This window comes from Pseudomonas sp. KH_046_1 (genome assembly GCF_057839025.1).
In genome coordinates this window covers 379,533-397,700 of the sequence record NZ_CM174481.1, presented here as the reverse complement: position 1 = coordinate 397,700, position 18,168 = coordinate 379,533, and the positions used below count along the sequence as shown (strand labels likewise).

Here is an 18,168-nt window from a genome sequence, read left to right as displayed (position 1 = left end):
ACCGGGCAGGCAAACGTCTGTATATGTATATACAAATAACACACGATGGGGTGCTGAACCATGTCCGCCTTCTTTGCCGAACGCGCGCTGCTGCCTAGTGGATGGGCCAACAATGTACGTCTTGAGGTCAGCGCCGACGGCGTTTTGACCCATATTCAGGCCGATTCCAACGCAGATGGCGCCGAACGGTTAAGCGGTCCGCTGCTGCCTGGCATGCCGAACCTGCACTCCCACGCCTTCCAGCGGGCCATGGCCGGGCTGGCGGAAGTGGCGGGCAATCCGAACGACAGTTTCTGGACCTGGCGCGATCTGATGTATCGCCTCGTCGGAAAAATCAGCCCGGAACAACTCGGCGTTATCGCCCGTCAGCTGTACATCGAAATGCTCAAGGCCGGTTACACATCGGTGGCGGAATTTCATTACGTACACCATGACATCAATGGCCAACCTTATACCGATCCGGCCGAGCTGGCACTGCGTATCAGCCAGGCCGCAGGTTCCGCCGGTATCGGCCTGACTCTGCTGCCAGTGCTCTACAGCCACTCCGGTTTCGGTGGCCAAGCGCCGAACGACGGTCAGCGTCGTTTTATCAACAGCACTGAAAACTACCTCAAGCTGCAATCGCGTCTGCAACCGGTGCTGGCGCAGCAACCGGCGCAAGCCCTGGGCCTGTGTTTCCACTCGCTGCGCGCGGTCACGCCGCAGCAGATCAGCGAAGTGCTGGCGGCCAGCGACAAGCAATGCCCGGTGCACATCCACATCGCCGAGCAGCAGAAGGAAGTCGACGACTGCCTGACCTGGAGCGGTCGTCGTCCGCTGCAATGGCTGTACGAAAACATCGACGTCGATCAGCGCTGGTGCCTGGTCCACGCGACCCACGCCAACCCGGAAGAAGTCACGTCGATGGCCAAGAGTCGCGCCATTGCCGGCCTGTGCCTGACCACCGAAGCCAACCTGGGCGACGGGATTTTCCCGGCGGTGGATTTCCTCGCCCAGGGCGGCCGCATGGGCATTGGTTCCGACAGCCATGTGTCGTTGAGCGTGGTGGAAGAATTGCGCTGGCTGGAATACGGCCAGCGACTGCGCGACCAGCGACGAAATCGTTTGTATGGCGCGGATCAGCCGATGGTCGGGCGCACGCTGTTTGATGCCGCGCTGGATGGCGGTGCCCAGGCGCTGGGTCAGCCGATTGGCGCTCTGGAAGTCGGCAAGCGCGCCGACTGGCTGGTGCTCGATGGCAACGACCCGTACCTGGCAACGGCCAGCGGCGACGGGATTCTCAACCGCTGGTTGTTTGCCGGTGGCGATCGCCAGGTGCGGGATGTGCTGGTGAATGGTCAGTGGGTGGTGCGTGACGGGCGGCATGCTGACGAGGAAGAAAGCAGCCGCGCCTTCACTCAGGTCCTGCGCGAACTCCTGGGCTGACACTGAAACAAAATGTGGGAGCGGGCTTGCTCGCGAAGAGGGCGTGTCAGTCGACAGACTTGTTGACTGATACACCGCTTTCGCGAGCAAGCCCGCTCCCACATTTGATCGGTGTTGACTGTTAGTTCGAGGTTTCCGCCATCTGCTGCTCCGACGCTCGCCAGATCAGCCGCGTGGTGTCGTAACCCTGCTGACGCGCCTTGCTCAGCAGCTCCTCACGCACCACACCGTTCACGGTCGGTGTGCGCGACAACAGCCACAAATACTTCCGGCTCGGATCACCGACAATGGCGGTCTTGTAGTCATCGCTGACGTACAGCACCCAGTATTCGCCCTTCGCCGTACCCGGGATCAGCCTGGAGAACCAGGTATCGAACTCGATCCACAGCTTGTCGCCCTTGCCGGGCTCCTGTGGATAAGCCGTGCCCTTGACCTCTTCCCATTGCCACTGCGCTGTCAGGCAGCGATTCAACACGGCGACGTTGCCGTCGGGCTTGAGCGTGTAATGAGCTTCGGATTGCGCGCAGTCGCGCTGGAAGTACATCGGCATGCGGGCCAGCTCGTACCAGGTGCCCTGGTAGCGTTTGAGGTTGACGCTTTTGACCGTCTTGGGGGCCAATGGGTCCTGGCCAGACGTGGCACAGCCGGCCAACACCAGGCCGGCAAAAAGGATGATCAATAACCGCTTCATTATTTTTCTCCCGAGGGCAATTCGCCCCGGTTTACTTCAGGCCTTGGCCGGAAAACATCAGCACTTTGTCACCGGCGAACTGCACGCTGATAAAGCTGTTCTTGTCGCCCCAGGTGCAACTGGACATGCCGAGCGCGCCTGAACAATCGGCGGGTTTGCCCAACAGGGTCTCCACGTCGGCCTTGGCCATGCCGGCAGAGAGCTTCGAGTAGTTTTCCTGATTGACCTTGCTGCAGGCAGCGAGCAATACGCAGAACGAAAGCAGGGCGATGGAACGCAACGACATGGTGAAACTCCGGGGGCGTAGGGGATTGGCATGGCTGCCAAGCTGAAGCTTAGAAGAGAAAACCCCTGTCAGGTTCCCTGCCCGGCAGGCTATTTATCGGGCCACTCGTCTACCTTTTGCCGAAAATCAGCCACTTTGCTTATTTACCGGGCATTTCGTCGTTTTTCAGAGATTGCGCCTAATCTTTGGCGCCGTTCAGTCGACATAAATGCAACGCAAAGCCACGTCGGTGGCATTTGCTCCCCATTTTGTAGAACAGCCCCTCTGCGGTAGCTCATCCATGACCAGAAACATGAAGTTCAGCCACAAGATATTGCTGGCTGCCGCCCTCGTGGTGGCCGTCGCATTCGCTTGTTTCATCCTGTTCAACGACTATCGCCAGCGCGAAACCTTGCGCAACAGTACCGAAGCCTCGATGCAGGAACTCGGCAGCCTGACCACCAGCAACATCCAGACCTGGCTGGAAAGCCGCATGCAACTGCTGCAGTCGATGGCCCAACAGGTCTCCGCCGATGGCAATACTCCCGCCAGCCTGAAACGGATCATCGACCTGCCCGCCTACACCGGCAACTTCCAGCTGAGTTACTTCGGTGGTGCCGACGGCGTGATGTTCTCGGTCCCGGCGGGCAACCGCGCGGCGGACTACGATCCGCGCGCCCGCGGCTGGTACAAGGCGGCCAACAGCGCGCAACAGACCATCGTCACCGAACCCTACATCGCCGCCTCCTCCGGCAAACTGGTGATCACCGTGGCCACCCCGGTGCAGCACCAGGGCCAGATGATCGGTGTCGCCGGTGCCGACATCGACCTGTCCAGCGTCAGTGCGATCATCAATTCGCTGAACTTCGGCGGTCACGGCCATGCGTTCATCGTCGGTGCCGACGGCAAGATCCTGATTCACCCGGACAGCAAGCTGGTACTCAAGAACCTGACCGAGGCCTACCCCAACAGTGCGCCAAAAGTCAGCCCGGGCATGAAAGAAGTCGAGATCGACGGCAAGCGCCAGTTCATCTCCTTCACCCACGTCAACGGCGTGCCCTCGGCGGACTGGTACGTGGCGCTGGTGCTCGACCAGGACACCGCGTTCTCGATGCTCAGCGAATTCCGCACCTCGGCGATCATTGCCATGGTGATTGCCGTAGTGATCATCATTGTGCTGCTGGGCATGCTGATCAGCCTGTTGATGCAGCCGCTGCTGACCATGGGCCGCGCCATGCACGACATCGCCGAAGGCGAAGGGGACCTGACCAAACGCCTGACCATTCACGGCCACGACGAATTCGGCGCGCTGGGACTGTCGTTCAACCGCTTCGTCGAGCGCATTCATACTTCGATCATCGAAGTGTCCTCAGCCACCGGACAGGTCAACGAAGTGGCGCTGCGGGTAGTCGCCGCCTCGAACTCGTCGATGTTCAACTCAGACCAACAAGCCTCGCGCACCAGCAGCGTGGCCGCAGCGATCAACCAGCTCGGTGCCGCCGCCCAGGAAATCGCCCAGAACGCCGCCCTCGCCTCGCAACATTCCAGTGATGCCCGCAGCCTGGCCGAAGACGGCCAACAGGTGGTGGATAAAACCATCGCGGCGATGCAGCAGCTGTCGGCCAAGATCAGCGATTCGTGCGGTAACATCGAAACCCTCAACAGCAACACAGTCAACATCGGGCAGATTCTGGAAGTGATTACCAGCATCTCCCAGCAGACCAACTTGCTGGCACTGAACGCAGCCATCGAAGCGGCCCGCGCTGGCGAGGCCGGCCGTGGTTTTGCCGTGGTGGCCGATGAGGTGCGCAACCTCGCTCACCGCACCCAGGACTCGGCGCAGCAAGTGCAGACGATGATCGAAGAGCTGCAAGTCGGCGCCCGGGCAGCGGTGGGCATCATGACCGACAGCCAGCGCCAGAGCGAAAGCAGCGTCGGTATCGCCAACCAGGCGGGCGAACGCCTGGGCAGCGTGACCCAGCGCATCGGCGAGATCGATGGCATGAACCAGTCGGTCGCCACCGCCACTGAAGAGCAAACGGCGGTGGTGGAGTCGATCAACGTCGACATTACCGAGATCAACACGCTGAACCAGGAAGGTGTGGAGAACCTGCAGTCGACCTTGCGTGCGTGTGCCGATCTTGAGCAGCAGGCGGCGCGGTTGAAGCAGTTGGTGGGTAGTTTCAGGATCTGAGGCAACCTCACTGGCCTCATCGCGAGCAAGCTCGCTCCCACAGTAGATCTCCAGTGCGACAAAGATCCCTGTGGGAGCGAGCTTGCTCGCGATGACGGATTCAGCAACAGCGCAAAATTAGAACCTTGACCCCGGCTTGGACAGAAACGCCAACTCCTCAGCCGTAGACTCCCTTCCCAACACCGCATTGCGATGCGGAAACCGCCCAAACTGCGCAATCACCCTCTGATGCCGCTCGGCATAGTCCAGGTAATCGCTGAACAGTGCCCAATCGATTTCCGGCTGCTGCGCCACCAGTTCGATGTAACGCGAGACACCTTCGTTCTGCACCGCGAGGTTTTCGCTGTGCTCGAACACCAGATAGATGAACACCCGCTGAATCGGCTGCAACTGCCGATCGAAATCCGCAGCAATGCCTTGGGCTACCAGCTTTTGCGCCCGGAGATCGCCTGCAAAGGCTTTGGGAGTATCGCGAAAGATCATTCGCGGGATTTGATCGAGCAACAGCACCAGGGCCAGCCAACCTTCGGGACGTTGCATCCACTCGGTCAATCCGCCGGCCAGTGCCTGCTCGACCTGGTCCCCGAAACGCTCACGCGCTTCGAGGTCCTGGCTGTCGCGCTTGCCAAACCATAACTTGCCCTTCTGCGCCGCCACTTCGCTCGCTGACCCGGAACTTCCGAACCACCAATCAAGCAACGGCTGCCAGGGCGCGGTCATGGTTTATTCCTTGTGGTAAGCCGTGACGCGGGCAACTTCTTCTTTCGAACCGAGGAACACCGCAACACGCTGGTGCAGGCCTTCCGGCTGGATGTCGAGGATGCGCTGGTGGCCGTCGGTGGACGCGCCGCCCGCTTGTTCCACCAGGAACGACATCGGGTTGGCTTCGTACATCAGGCGCAGTTTGCCCGGCTTCGACGGCTCGCGGCTGTCGCGTGGGTACATGAACAGGCCACCACGGGTCAGGATGCGGTGCACGTCGGCGACCATCGCGGCAACCCAGCGCATGTTGTAGTTCTTTTTCAGCGGGCCTTCATCGCCTGCCAGCAATTCGCCGACGTAGCGCTGTACCGGTGCTTCCCAGTGACGCTGGTTGGACGCATTGATGGCAAATTCCTGGGTGGCTTCAGGAATGGTGATGTTTTCGTGGGTCAGTACGAAGCTGCCCATTTCACGGTCCAGGGTGAAGCCTTTCACGCCGTCACCCAGAGTCAGGATCAGCATGGTCTGCGGACCGTAGATCGCGTAACCGGCGGCCACTTGCTGAGTACCTGGCTGCAGGAAGGCCTTTTCATTCAAGGGCTCGTTCTGGCTCAGGTATTCGTTCGGGCAACGCAGTACCGAGAAGATAGTGCCGACCGGGGCGTTGATGTCGATGTTCGACGAACCGTCCAGCGGGTCGAATACCAGCAGGTACGCGCCTTTCGGGTATTTGCCCGGGATCTGGTAGGCATTGTCCATTTCTTCGGACGCCATGCCGGCCAGGTGACCGCCCCATTCGTTGGCTTCGAGCAGGATCTCGTTGGAGATCACGTCGAGCTTCTTCTGCACTTCGCCCTGGACGTTTTCAGTGCCCATGCTGCCCAGAACGCCACCCAGGGCGCCTTTGGACACGGCGTGGTTGATCTCCTTGCAGGCACGCGCCACCACTTCGATCAGGAAGCGCAGATCGGCAGGAGTGTTGTTGCTGCGGGTCTGCTCAATCAAATAGCGACTCAAGGTAACGCGGGACATGGAAGGCTCCGGTGGAATGGGGGGGCTAAAAACCCGCGCAGTTTAACGCGAGTCGGGGCGCATTTCCTCCTATCAGACGTGATCGGCTGAAGAGAGTTCATGCGCGGGGATGAGCGTAGTAGGAAATGGACGGGATGTGAGCCTGGGAACTGCGGTGATTTCGGCATTTTCAGTGACTGGGCGAATGCTTTCGCGAGCAGGCTCGCTCCCACAGGGGTACGCATTCCAACTGTGGGAGCGAGCCTGCTCGCGATTGGGTGCGCAGCACCCACTGTCAGGATTTGACAGAGGGCTTGCGCAACAAGCTGAACGCCATTGCCGCCAGGAACAAGACACTGAGCAACAACACCGCCCACAGGCCGAACTTCTTCCACTGGGTGTCCGTCGTCGCCAACGTTTTCTCTGTCGATGCATTCGAGACCACCGCCCCGACATCCACCATGGCCCGGCCCAAGGTCGCGAGCTTCGCCGGGCTGTAATCCGGAATCAGCGTCGACAGCGGCAAGTTCGCCGCCTTCGCCGTCGTATTGCCCACGACCAGCGTGTAAGGCCCCGGCCCGCGCGCCAGGAACACCAGTTGCGTGGCGCGCACGGCAAACTTCAGCGTCGGCGCCTGATCACCCAGGCCGCCGCCGCGTTCGTCCACGGTCAGTTTTAATTGCTGGACGATTTGCCCAGACAGCTGCAATTGGTTTTGCACCACATCCTGACCGTTATGGGTCAGGCGATAGAGCAAACCGCTCCCCAACGACTGCCACGGCAGGCTGCTGTCGCGCCGGCCGGCCAGGCTCACTGGCGCCAGGCTGTTGGGCTGGCTCAACTCGACCTGCACCCGCTCGACATTCAGCCCCATCGGCAACTGCCAGGTGTATTCACCCGCCTTCACGCTGCTGCCGGCCAATGCCTGGGACCAGACCAACGGCAGCGGCAGGCTGCGGGTACTGGCGCTCTGCAGTTGCGCCGAAGTCAGTGTCGGTGCCGAATGCGGGGTGATCCACAGCAACCGCAGGTAGCGCGCCGACTGGCCCGGCAGGTTGACTTCATGCTGTTCGACCCGCTCGTCGGAAAAGGTCAGGCGCGCCACCTGCCCTTCGCCCCAGGACTGCCAATGCTGCAAATCATCGCTGGCTTCGACGGTGAAACGCTGGAAGCCGTCGCGCTCGCTAGTCCAGTCGAGAATCAATTGCTGCAACGGCGCCTTGATGGCGGAAGCGTCGAGCAACCAGCCGCGCAGCTCCTCCTCACCCGCCTCCAACTGACTGGAGGGCTGCACCTGGACCAATGTGCCGTTGGTGTTCGATTGCACCCGCACGCTCGGCGCGGTTTCAGTGGCGTCCACCGAGTTGTACAGCGGAAACCATTTCACCTCGGTCAAGGTGCGCGTTTCATTGTTCCGCGCCGATTCCCGAGCCAAGGCATAAGCCTGAACTTCGCCCACGGCGTTGAACACACGCACGTCGCTCAGGTCAGCCTGCTGTGCATTCAGTTGTACGTTCAGGGGCAGTTCAAGGCGATACCAGGGGCCTTCGCCCGTTACCGACAAAGGCACTTGGGTAGTGAAGTCCGCCGGCTTTTCCTGGGCAACCGCCGACAACACCACGCCCATGGCAACAGCGCCCAGCCAACCCAGGTTCAGCTTCTGACTCAAGACGACACTCCTTCGGATTCCGGGACCGGTTTCTCGATATCCGGCACAGCTTCGGCGCGCTTGGGCGGCAACGGGGCGAAATAGCCCACCACCAGCAGCAACACACCGACACCGATAAACGACACGATCCGCGCCAGCCCGCCGCGATTACTCAATTCAACAAAGATCAGCTTGGCCACGACCACACCGATCAAGGCGGCGCCGATCAACCAGACTTCGCGGCGGCGACGCAAATGGCCGCCGATCATCAGGCTCAGGGCCATCAAGGTCCAGACGATGGACAGGCCGGCCTGCACCCGCATCGACGCCAGCAACAGGTCCAGCTCGAACGGCACCCCGCTCCAATGGTGCGCCGTACGCATCACCAATGCCGTAAAGAACACGAACAGCGAGGCACCCGCGACCCCTTGCGTGGCGATGACGGCGTAATCCTCGCGGAGCGCCAGTTGTGTCATGGCGCTGCGGGACCAGACATAGACGCCGAACAACGCAAACAGCAGGCCCAGCTCCAGCGGGTTGATCAATGGCAGGTAAGGCAGTGGCTCGGCGTTGCCGTCACTGGCGATATTCGCCAGCCAGAACCAGCCGAGCATCAACAACGCCAGCGGCACGGCGGCGTATACACGGTATTCGCGCGGATACGCCGACACTGGCCACAGCCACGCGCGAGGTGCCGCCATCAACACCAGATACAGACCTGGCAGAATCGCCCAACCCAACCAGCGCCAGGCGTTGTATTGCTCGGACAACACCAGCAAGCCGTAACGCAACTCCAGAGCCAGTACACCCATCATTAGCCAGCAGCCGAGCACATGGGCGACACTCGGCACGCGCGCCGGCAACATGGGCGCCAGGCGTCGCAGGGACGTGAAATGCACGACGAACACGGCGGCCCACGCCAGCCAGCCGACGTTGGCCGCCGGGTGATAACGCGAGTGCCAGGCCGCGAGCAGCACCAGCGCCGCCACGGGAATCAATACCGTGCCGAGTACCCCCAGAGACGGCCATTTCAGGCGCAGAGCCAATACCGTCCACAGCGCCACACTCACGGCAGCGATGCCCAACAACAAAGTCGCCTGCGTCGGCAGCGGCGCAAAATGCAGCACTTCGATAACCCAAGCCAACGCCCACCAGCCCGCTCCCCACGCCAGCAACGCCTGGGACAATCGCAACAGACTCAGCCCTTCCAACGCTCCGAGCGAATGACCAACCTGCAAACGCCAGGCCCCGACCATCGCCGCCAGCCCCAGCACCAGCGGTGCCCAGAATCCAGCATGTGCCAAGGGATTCAGCCCTTCACTGAGTTGCGGCCCCGTCGCCAGGAACAGCGCGCCACCCAACAGTTGCACAGCGAGCGCGGTGAACACGAAGGTGCGCGATGGCAGGCGCAAGCCAACCAACAACGTCAGCGCCCCGGCCAGGGCCCAACTGATCACCGTGCCGTGGCTGAAGAAAAACAACGGCGCCAGCAAATAGAGAAACGCCAGCCCGAGGCTAGCCAGGACTGGCAGGCCTTTCAGTTCCCAAGGCCTGATCTGTTCCGGCAAGGCTTTACGCAACTGGTAGAAGCTGAACAGCAACGCGACGCCCAGTAACAGCGCACCTAGCGGTACACCGCCGAGCAGGCTGCTTTCGCTGTCGTGCAGCTCGCTGAGAAACACCAGCGCCGAGCCCAGTTGCAGGAGCAAGGCAAACGCCCGACCCAAAGGCCTTTGCTGGCGCAGGCCGAGCCAGAAGATCCCCGCGCCCTCCACCGCCCACGCCGCTGTCGTCCAGCGTGCATCGAGTCCCAGCGGAATCGCCAGGCTGGCGAAGATCACGCCCAGGGCCAGGCAGGTTTCCCCCAGCAACAGCGTGCGCCCGGCCATCAGCCAACGGGCAAGCCCCATGTAAATCATGCCCAGCGCCAAGGCACTGAACGCCGCTGCGAACTCCAGATGCTGCACCAAGGCGAACTGCAAGCCGAAACCCACCAGCGGCGGACCGAACAGCAGCGTGCCGTCGACATAGTCGCCCTTGCGCGCCGACCACTGCAGCAGCGATTCGCGACTGCCCTCTGCCGGTGCATCGCCCATCTCCAGCAGCCTGCGCCGGGCAAACAGCAAACCAATGGCCAGGTACATCAGGAAAAACAAAATCAGAAACGGCTCGGTACTCCACAACTGCTCCGGCGAGTAGGAGCGCAGGCCCCAGGCGAAACCGATGCCGAAGGTGCCGGTGAACCCGATGACATTCAACAGCCGCCAGGCCTTGAACCAGGCGATGGCGAAGATGCCGGCATTGAGCAGGGCAAAGTAGCTGAACAGCGCGACGTGGCTGCCGGCGCCGGTGGAGGCCAGCAGCGGCGCGGCGAATCCGCCCAGTGCGGCAGCGGCGGCCAGCCCCAGGGAGTCCTGGCTAATGGCTAGAATCGCCGAACAGACCGTCACCGCCACCAGCAGGCCAAACCCCGCCGAGGGATCGAGCAGCGGATGCAGGCGCATCGCGGCAAACACCGTCAGGTACAACACGGCGATCCCGGCGCCTTGCAGGATCAACGCATAACTGCTGTTGCGCGCTCGCAACCACCAACCCAGCCCGAGCAACCCCAAGGCTGCCGCCGCGACACCTGCGTAACGCAATTCAACCGGCACCACCACGCCTTCGGTGGCATAGCGCAGCAGAAAGGCCAGGCCGAGGAACAGCAGCACCACGCCGACCCGCAACACGGTATTGCCGCCAAACAACCAGGCGCGGGCACGGCTGATGGCGCGATCGATGAGGTTCGGGCCACGGGGTGTGACAGGCGGTTGTGCTTCGCGAGCGGTTGGTTCAGGTTTCCAGGCATCGGCGATTTCGCTGGCCGCTGCGGGGATTGGCTCGAGTTCGGGCGGCAGCTCCCAGATCAATTCCGGGGCTGCGGCAGGTACTTCATCAAGGAGGGTTTCAGGCGATACAAGCGATTCACGGGTTTCCGGCGCCTTGACGTCTGATGCTTCGAACAGTGCCAGCCGTTGATCGATCGCTTGCAGCGCTACCTGCGCCTGCTCCAGCAGGCGCTGCTGCTCGACTGCCCGAAGGTCCATGCGAGCCATGCGAACGGCCTGGCCGATCCCCAATCCGAGTAATGCGCCCAGCAGCGCATCACTGAATGACTCGTCGAGTATCCAGCCGAGCAGCAGCCCGATCAGCATGAACATCCATTGCATGGTCGATATCCCTGAGCGCATTGGCCAATCCGGAAAGATTAGCTCAGCCGTGTCCATAAAGATCGCAGCCTTCGGCAGCTCCTACATAGTCACGGTACTACGCGATCCTGTAGGAGCTGCCGAAGGCTGCGATCTTTTCCGGCGCGCCAGTATATCCACCTGCCTGAAGACTTACTCCAGCGCCTTCCAGATTTCCGTGGCGTACTCGCGAATGGTCCGGTCCGACGAGAACCAGCCCATCCGCGCAGTGCTCAACACCGCTGAACGCCACCACTCCTTCGAATCGTGCCAATGGGCTTCGACGCGCATCTGGGCGTGCCAGTAGGAATCGAAGTCGGCGCAGACCAGGAAGCGGTCGTAGTCCACCAGCGAATCGATCAACCCGGCATAACGGGACGGATCATCCGGCGAGAACACCCCGCCACGAATCGCTTGCAGCACATCGTTCAGACGATGGGACGCGGCAATATCCGGCACCGCGCTGAACTCATGGTTCTGCTTGCGCGCCTCCACCTGCTGCGCGCTGAGGCCAAAGATGAACATGTGCTCGGCGCCAATGCGGTCGCACATTTCCACGTTGGCCCCGTCCAGGGTGCCGATGGTCAGCGCGCCGTTCAGGCCGAATTTCATGTTGCTGGTGCCTGACGCTTCGAACCCGGCGGTGGATATCTGCTCGGACAAATCCGCCGCCGGAATAATGCTCTCCGCCAGGCTGACGTTGTAGTTGGGCAGGAACACCACCTTGAGCAAGCCGCGCACGGTCGGGTCGTTGTTCACCACTCGGGCGATATCGTTGGTCAGCTTGATGATCAGTTTGGCCTGGTGATAACTCGCGGCCGCCTTACCGGCGAAGATTTTCACCCGTGGCACCCAGTCGATTTCAGGTTCCGCGCGAATCGCCTGGTACAACGCCACGGTGTGCATCAGGTTGAGCAACTGGCGTTTGTATTCGTGGATGCGCTTGACCTGCACGTCGAACATCGCCGCCGGGTTGACCGCCACGCCCAGCCGCTCATGAATCAGATACGCCAGGGCTTTCTTGCTGTGCAGGCGTTGCTCGGCAAACGCCTTGCGGAATGCACTTTTCTCGGCGAACGGTTCGAGGGCGAGCAACCGCGATTCCGGGTTATCCAGTACTTCAGGCCCGAGAGCATCGACCAGCATCGAGGTCAGCTCGGGGTTGGCCTGATACAGCCAGCGGCGGAAGGTGATGCCGTTGGTTTTGTTGTTGATCCGCTCCGGGTAGAGCTTGTGCAGTTCGGAGAATACTGTTTGGCGCATCAGTTGCGTGTGCAACCCGGACACACCGTTGATGCTGTGGGAACCGAGAAACGCCAGGTTGCCCATGCGCACCCGACGACCGTTGTCTTCCTCGATCAACGACACCGCGCGCAACACGTCGAAGTCGTGAATACCTTTGGCCCGCAGCGAGTCAATGTGATGGGCGTTGATCAGGTAAATGATCTGCATGTGCCGCGGCAACATGCGCTCCATCAAACCGACCGGCCAGGTTTCCAGCGCTTCGGGGAGCAATGTGTGGTTGGTGTAGGACAGCGTATCGACGGTGACCTGCCACGCCGCATCCCACGCCACGTCATAGACGTCGACCAGCTGCCGCATCAGTTCAGCCACGGCAATCGAGGGGTGGGTGTCGTTGAGCTGGATCGAAGCGTGATCGCCCAGGGTCAGCACCGAGGTGTGCATGTTGCGATGGCGGCGCAGCAGATCCTGCAACGAGGCGGCGACGAAGAAATACTCCTGGCGCAGGCGCAATTCCTGGCCGGCCTCGGTGCTGTCCGCCGGGTACAGCACCCGGGAGATGCTTTCGGCCCGGGCCACTTCGGCCACGGCGCCCAGGTGGTCGCCAGCGTTGAAACGCTCCAGATGCAGATCTTCCATGGCCCGGGCGCGCCACAAACGCAGCGTGTTGACGCTTGCCCCGCGCCAACCGACCACCGGCGTGTCATACGCAATGGCGCGTACGGTTTCCGCCGGGGACCAGACTTGTCTGGTTTTGCCGGTGTCGTCGGTCAGGGTCTCGACACCGCCGCCGAAACCGATGGTGTAAGCCACTTCCGGGCGCTCGAACTCCCATGGGTTGCCGAAATCCAGCCAGTGTTCGGTCTGCTCCTGCTGCCAGCCATCGACGATGGCCTGGCGGAACAAGCCGTGTTCGTAACGAATACCGTAGCCATGACCGGCGATGCCGAGGGTCGACATGCTTTCCATGAAACACGCCGCCAGACGTCCGAGGCCCCCGTTACCCAGCGCCGCATCGGGCTCCAGCAGGCGGATGCGCTCAAGGTCGACGCCGAGTTCGGTCAGGGCTTCGCGGGCCACGTCGAGCAGGCCGAGGTTGCTCAGGCTGTCGTAGAGCAGCCGGCCGATGAGGAACTCCAGGGAGAGGTAATAAACGCGCTTCTGGCCTTTGCGGTAGATCTGCCGCGTGTGGTCCATCCAGTGCTCGACCATGTGATCCCGCGCGGCCAGGGCAATGGCTTCGAACCAGTCGTGGTCGAAGGCGTGATCCGGGTCTTTACCCACTGCATAAGTGAGTTTGGTCAAGACGGCGTCGCGGAATGCGGCCACCTCTGCTTCGCGAACAAGTGGTTCTTGAGTCATCGATAGGACCTCGAGCGAGCTTGGAGTTGTCTGAGCCTAGACGGTCTGACAGGCGGTAGAGGCTCTGGTTCGGCAGTTTTTCCTTTGAATGCGAGCTGGATCGACATTGCGTTGTCTTGTGCCTGAATCAATGCAGGGCTCGTGCCTATTTTCCGGTTGTTTGCGCCGCCCGTGAAAAAATCTGGCGAAAGGTTGTTCAAAAATCCACCAGTCCCGGTATGATCGCGCGCCCTGATGCACACGCTGGTAACAAACGATGATGAAGCCGAACCTGATCGCTGCCGCAGAGATCGACCGCCTCGATACCTGGGCCAAGTACTCTGCCCCGATGTGCGGCTCGTGCATGTCCAGCTGCTGCACCCTGCCCGTCGAAGTCAAGATCAAGGATCTGATCCGCATCGGTGTGGTCGATGAGTTCGAGCTGGGCGATCCGCCGAAGAACATCGCCAAGCGTCTGCAAAAGGAAGGCCTGGTCGAACGTTTCAACCAGAAGTCTGGAATCTTTACCCTCCAGCGCATGAGCAACAACGATTGCTACTACCTGGATCGTAAGAGCCGTCTGTGCACTATTTATGAAAAACGCCCGGATACCTGCCGCAATCACCCGAAAATCGGCCCGCGGCCGGGGTATTGCGCGTACAAGCCCAAGGAAGTGGAGCGCGAGCGGAGTTCGCGGAGTATCGAGCGGTTCTGATATTTCCTGAAACCAGTGGCGGCTGATCGGCCGCCATCGCGAGCAAGCTCGCTCCCACAGGGGTTCTGTGGTGTTCACACAATTTGTGGTTCACCTCGAACACTGTGGGAGCGAGCTTGCTCGCGATGAGGCCAGTACAAGCGCCACACAAACCCCAGACAAACAAAAACGCCCCCGGCCTTGCGGTCGGGGGCGTTTTTTTGTCAGCTAACTAAATGACTTAGTTACCGGACTTCTTGGCAGCGCGGGTACGCTCGCTTTCGCCCAGGATCTTCTTGCGAAGACGGATGGACTTAGGCGTGACTTCACACAGCTCGTCTTCTTGTACGAATTCCAGAGCTTGCTCCAGAGTGAAGCGTACAGGCGGAACCAGAGCGATGGTTTCGTCTTTACCCGAAGCACGCATGTTGTCGAGCTTCTTGCCTTTGGTTGGGTTAACACCCAGGTCGTTGTCGCGGCTGTTCAGACCAACGATTTGACCTTCATAGATGTCCTGGCCGTGTTCGATGAACAGCTTGCCACGCGACTGCAGGGTTTCCAGCGAGTAGGTCAGTGCCTTACCGGTAGCAACCGATACCAGCACGCCGTTCTGACGGCCGGACATGTCACCGGACTTCATGGTGTCGTAACGGTCGAAGATCGAGGTCAGGATGCCTGCACCGGAGGTCAGGGTCAGGAACTCGTTACGGAAACCGATCAGACCACGGGCCGGGATGTTGTACTCAAGGCGCACACGGCCCTTGCCATCCGGAACCATGTTGGTCAGGTCGCCTTTACGGATACCGATCTGTTCCATGATCGCGCCCTGGGATTCTTCCGGCAGGTCGATGGTCACATTTTCGTACGGTTCGTGCTTGACGCCATCAACCATACGGATGATCACTTCCGGACGACCAACACCCATTTCGAAGCCTTCGCGACGCATGGTTTCGATCAGTACCGAGAGGTGCAGCTCACCACGACCGGAGACTTTGAACTTGTCGGCGGTGTCGCCTTCTTCAACGCGCAGAGCAACGTTGAACAGCAGCTCCTTGTCCAGACGTTCCTTGATGTTACGGCTGGTCACGAACTTGCCTTCTTTACCGCAGAAAGGCGAGTCGTTTACCTGGAAGGTCATGGAAACGGTTGGTTCGTCAACGGTCAGCGGCTTCATCGCTTCGACGTTCAGTGGGTCGCACAGGGTGTCGGAGATGAACAGCTGGTCGAAGCCACTGATGCAGACGATGTCGCCAGCCAAAGCTTCTTCAACGTCAATGCGGTGCAGGCCGTGGTGACCCATCAGCTTCAGGATACGACCGTTGCGCTTCTTGCCGTCAGCGTCGATAGCCACGACCGGAGTGTTCGGCTTGACGCGACCACGAGCGATACGGCCAACGCCGATCACACCCAGGAAGCTGTTGTAGTCCAGTGCGGAGATCTGCATCTGGAACGGACCGTCACGGTCGACTTTCGGCGCTGGTACGTTGTCGACGATCGACTGGTACAGCGGGGTCATGTCTTCAGCCATTTCGGTGTGGTCCAGACCGGCAATACCGTTCAGGGCCGAGGCGTAGACGACTTTGAAGTCCAGCTGTTCTTCGGTGGCACCCAGGTTATCGAACAGGTCGAAGATCTGGTCCAGAACCCAGTCCGGACGCGCGCCTGGACGGTCAACCTTGTTGATGACCACGATTGGACGCAGGCCGGCTTCGAAAGCCTTCTTGGTCACGAAACGGGTTTGCGGCATAGGGCCGTCTTGAGCGTCAACCAGCAGCAGAACGGAGTCGACCATCGACATTACGCGTTCAACTTCGCCGCCGAAGTCGGCGTGGCCCGGGGTGTCCACGATGTTGATGTGGTAGCCGTTCCAGTTGATGGCGGTGTTTTTCGCCAGAATGGTAATACCGCGCTCTTTTTCCTGGTCGTTGGAGTCCATCACGCGCTCGTCGTTGAGCTCGTTGCGCTCCAGGGTGCCGGATTGACGCAGGAGTTTGTCTACCAGGGTGGTCTTACCATGGTCAACGTGGGCAATGATGGCGATGTTGCGTAGATTTTCGATCACTTGTGTATCTCGATCAGAGGATTCGGTGTGCTGACAAGTCTTGGCAGCGATTAACAGTAGCGTCCGTGAAAGCCGTTACAGCTTGACGGTGGCATCGGGGGGCCGGTGACGCAGGCCACAGGCAAACAGCCCCGGGCACTTAGCTCGGTCGATAAACGCGCACATTGGCATGCCCCTCACTGAGCAAATGGTGGGCATGCAGGCGACTCATCACGCCTTTGTCGCAATACAGCAGGTACTGGCGAGTAGGGTCCAGTTCCTTGAAACGAGCGTTCACTGCATAAAACGGCATCGTTTGTACCTCGATGCCAGCGAGTTCCAGCGGGTCGTCTTCAGCGGCATCCGGGTGACGGATGTCGATGACGATCTGACCGGCCAGCGCTTCGCTGACTTCTTCAATCTGCAAGTCCTGGCCCAATTCATCGATCACGCGATCGATCGGCACCAGCTTGGCGTTTTCGAGCGCACGCTCGAGTACCGCCATATCGAATTCTTTCTCTTCATGCTCGACGCGATAGCGCTTGGCCGCAGTCTTCGGATTGACCGAGATGACGCCGCAGTATTCCGGCATGTGCCGGGCGAAATCGGCGGTACCGATTTCGTTGGCCAGGTCGATGATGTCCTGCTTGTGGCTGGCGATCAGCGGGCGCAGTACCAGCTTTTCGGTCACGCAGTCGATCACTGACAGGTTCGGCAACGTCTGGCTCGACACCTGGGAGATCGCCTCACCGGTGACCAGTGCGTCGATGTGCAGTCGATCGGCAATTTGGGACGAAGCGCGCAACATCATACGCTTCAATACTACGCCCATATGACTGTTATCGACTTTGCCGAGAATTTCGCCCAGCACTTCTTCGAACGGCACACTGACAAATAGCACGCGTTGGGAGCTGCCGTACTTCTTCCAGATGAAATGCGCGACTTCCATGACGCCCAGTTCGTGGGCACGTCCGCCCAGATTGAAGAAGCAGAAATGCGCCATCAGGCCGCGGCGCATGATCTGGTAGGCCGCTACGGTGGAATCGAAGCCGCCGGACATCAGCACCAGGGTCTGCTCCAGCGCGCCCAGCGGATATCCGCCGATGCCGTTGTGCTGGCTGTGGATCACGAACAACCGTTGGTCGCGAACTTCGATCCGGACTTCGATTTCCGGCTTTTTCAGGTCGATCCCGGCGGCACCACACTGACGGCGCAACTGGCTGCCGACATATTTTTCGATATCGATGGAGCTAAATGGGTGCTTGCCGGCACGCTTGCAACGCACCGAGAAGATCTTGCCGGCCAGTGCATCACCGTAGTGCTGCTTGCACTTTTCAACGATGTCGTCGAAATCGCCCAGCGGGTACTCATCGATCTGCAGGAAATGCGCGATGCCCGGCATGCAACTCAGGCGCTCGCCCATCTCCTTCAAGGCCTTGGGGTCGCTGACGCGGGTTTCCAGCTCGAGGTTGTCCCACACGCCGTTCACCACCACGGCCGGGTCCAGATCGCGGAGCACGGCACGGATGTTCTTGGCCAATTGACGGATGAAACGCATCCGTACCGGGCGGCTCTTGATGGTGATCTCGGGGAAGACTTTTACGATTAATTTCATGGAAACAGCGCGCGCATGGCCTGCCGAAAAAGGGGGGCGCGGATTATAGCGGAAATTGCTCAAGGTTTAACC

At 60.5% G+C, this 18,168-nt stretch carries 12 protein-coding genes and 1 pseudogene; 4 read left to right on the top strand and 9 right to left on the bottom strand.

Annotation, left to right across the window (positions count from 1 at the left end; all coding sequences use genetic code 11):
* Window positions 1-60 precede the first annotated feature (60 nt).
* A complete protein-coding gene (locus AC3IT9_RS01780; protein ID WP_489271831.1) occupies window positions 61-1,425 on the top strand; it encodes a formimidoylglutamate deiminase in 1,365 nt (454 codons plus the stop codon).
* Between the two features lie 121 nt (window positions 1,426-1,546).
* On the opposite strand, the gene AC3IT9_RS01775 is transcribed toward AC3IT9_RS01780, so the two are convergent.
* Together AC3IT9_RS01775 and AC3IT9_RS01770 are read right to left on the bottom strand one after the other, a co-directional pair.
* On the bottom strand, window positions 1,547-2,116 hold the full coding sequence (locus AC3IT9_RS01775; RefSeq protein ID WP_150726537.1) for a lipocalin family protein: 570 nt from the start codon (window positions 2,114-2,116) through the stop codon (window positions 1,547-1,549).
* Between the two features lie 31 nt (window positions 2,117-2,147).
* Window positions 2,148-2,402 carry a hypothetical protein gene (locus tag AC3IT9_RS01770; RefSeq protein ID WP_007975531.1) on the bottom strand — a complete coding sequence of 85 codons (255 nt, stop codon included), beginning with the start codon at window positions 2,400-2,402 and terminating at the stop codon, window positions 2,148-2,150.
* A gap of 208 nt (window positions 2,403-2,610) precedes the next feature.
* Here AC3IT9_RS01770 and AC3IT9_RS01765 point away from each other — a divergent pair.
* Together AC3IT9_RS01765 and AC3IT9_RS01760 are read left to right on the top strand one after the other, a co-directional pair.
* Window positions 2,611-3,717: pseudogene (locus tag AC3IT9_RS01765) on the top strand (HAMP domain-containing protein); the annotation flags it as partial.
* A 93-nt stretch (window positions 3,718-3,810) separates the two neighbouring features.
* Window positions 3,811-4,575: a methyl-accepting chemotaxis protein gene (locus AC3IT9_RS01760; RefSeq protein ID WP_371318464.1), complete on the top strand. Its 765-nt coding sequence runs from the start codon at window positions 3,811-3,813 to the stop codon at window positions 4,573-4,575.
* 117 nt (window positions 4,576-4,692) lie between these two features.
* Here the strand turns inward: AC3IT9_RS01760 and AC3IT9_RS01755 are convergent, their stop codons facing one another.
* The 5 genes from AC3IT9_RS01755 to AC3IT9_RS01735 all read right to left on the bottom strand — a co-directional run bounded on the left by AC3IT9_RS01755 (window position 4,693) and on the right by AC3IT9_RS01735 (window position 13,767).
* Complete coding sequence (locus tag AC3IT9_RS01755; protein ID WP_489271830.1) at window positions 4,693-5,295, bottom strand: DUF924 family protein; 603 nt, start codon at window positions 5,293-5,295, stop codon at window positions 4,693-4,695.
* Between the two features lie 3 nt (window positions 5,296-5,298).
* A complete protein-coding gene (locus AC3IT9_RS01750) occupies window positions 5,299-6,309 on the bottom strand; it encodes a class 1 fructose-bisphosphatase (protein ID WP_015093094.1) in 1,011 nt (336 codons plus the stop codon).
* Between the two features lie 274 nt (window positions 6,310-6,583).
* A complete protein-coding gene (locus tag AC3IT9_RS01745) occupies window positions 6,584-7,957 on the bottom strand; it encodes a DUF3999 domain-containing protein (RefSeq protein WP_489271828.1) in 1,374 nt (457 codons plus the stop codon).
* Complete coding sequence (locus AC3IT9_RS01740) at window positions 7,954-11,145, bottom strand: DUF2339 domain-containing protein (RefSeq protein WP_489271827.1); 3,192 nt, start codon at window positions 11,143-11,145, stop codon at window positions 7,954-7,956. Before AC3IT9_RS01740 ends, AC3IT9_RS01745 begins: the two co-directional genes overlap by 4 nt.
* 171 nt (window positions 11,146-11,316) lie before the next feature.
* Complete coding sequence (locus tag AC3IT9_RS01735; RefSeq protein ID WP_489271825.1) at window positions 11,317-13,767, bottom strand: glycogen/starch/alpha-glucan phosphorylase; 2,451 nt, start codon at window positions 13,765-13,767, stop codon at window positions 11,317-11,319.
* A gap of 256 nt (window positions 13,768-14,023) precedes the next feature.
* On the opposite strand from AC3IT9_RS01735, the gene AC3IT9_RS01730 reads away from it, so the two are divergent.
* Entirely contained in the window at window positions 14,024-14,461 is a 438-nt protein-coding gene (locus AC3IT9_RS01730; RefSeq protein WP_489271823.1) for a YkgJ family cysteine cluster protein, read from the top strand.
* Window positions 14,462-14,681: 220 nt separating this feature from the next.
* On the opposite strand, the gene typA is transcribed toward AC3IT9_RS01730, so the two are convergent.
* The gene (typA, locus tag AC3IT9_RS01725) at window positions 14,682-16,502 is read right to left on the bottom strand and encodes a translational GTPase TypA (protein WP_046041316.1); all 1,821 of its coding nucleotides are present in this window, start codon (window positions 16,500-16,502) and stop codon (window positions 14,682-14,684) included.
* Window positions 16,503-16,641: 139 nt separating this feature from the next.
* Complete coding sequence (thiI, locus tag AC3IT9_RS01720; RefSeq protein WP_489271822.1) at window positions 16,642-18,096, bottom strand: tRNA uracil 4-sulfurtransferase ThiI; 1,455 nt, start codon at window positions 18,094-18,096, stop codon at window positions 16,642-16,644.
* Window positions 18,097-18,168: the final 72 nt, after the last annotated feature.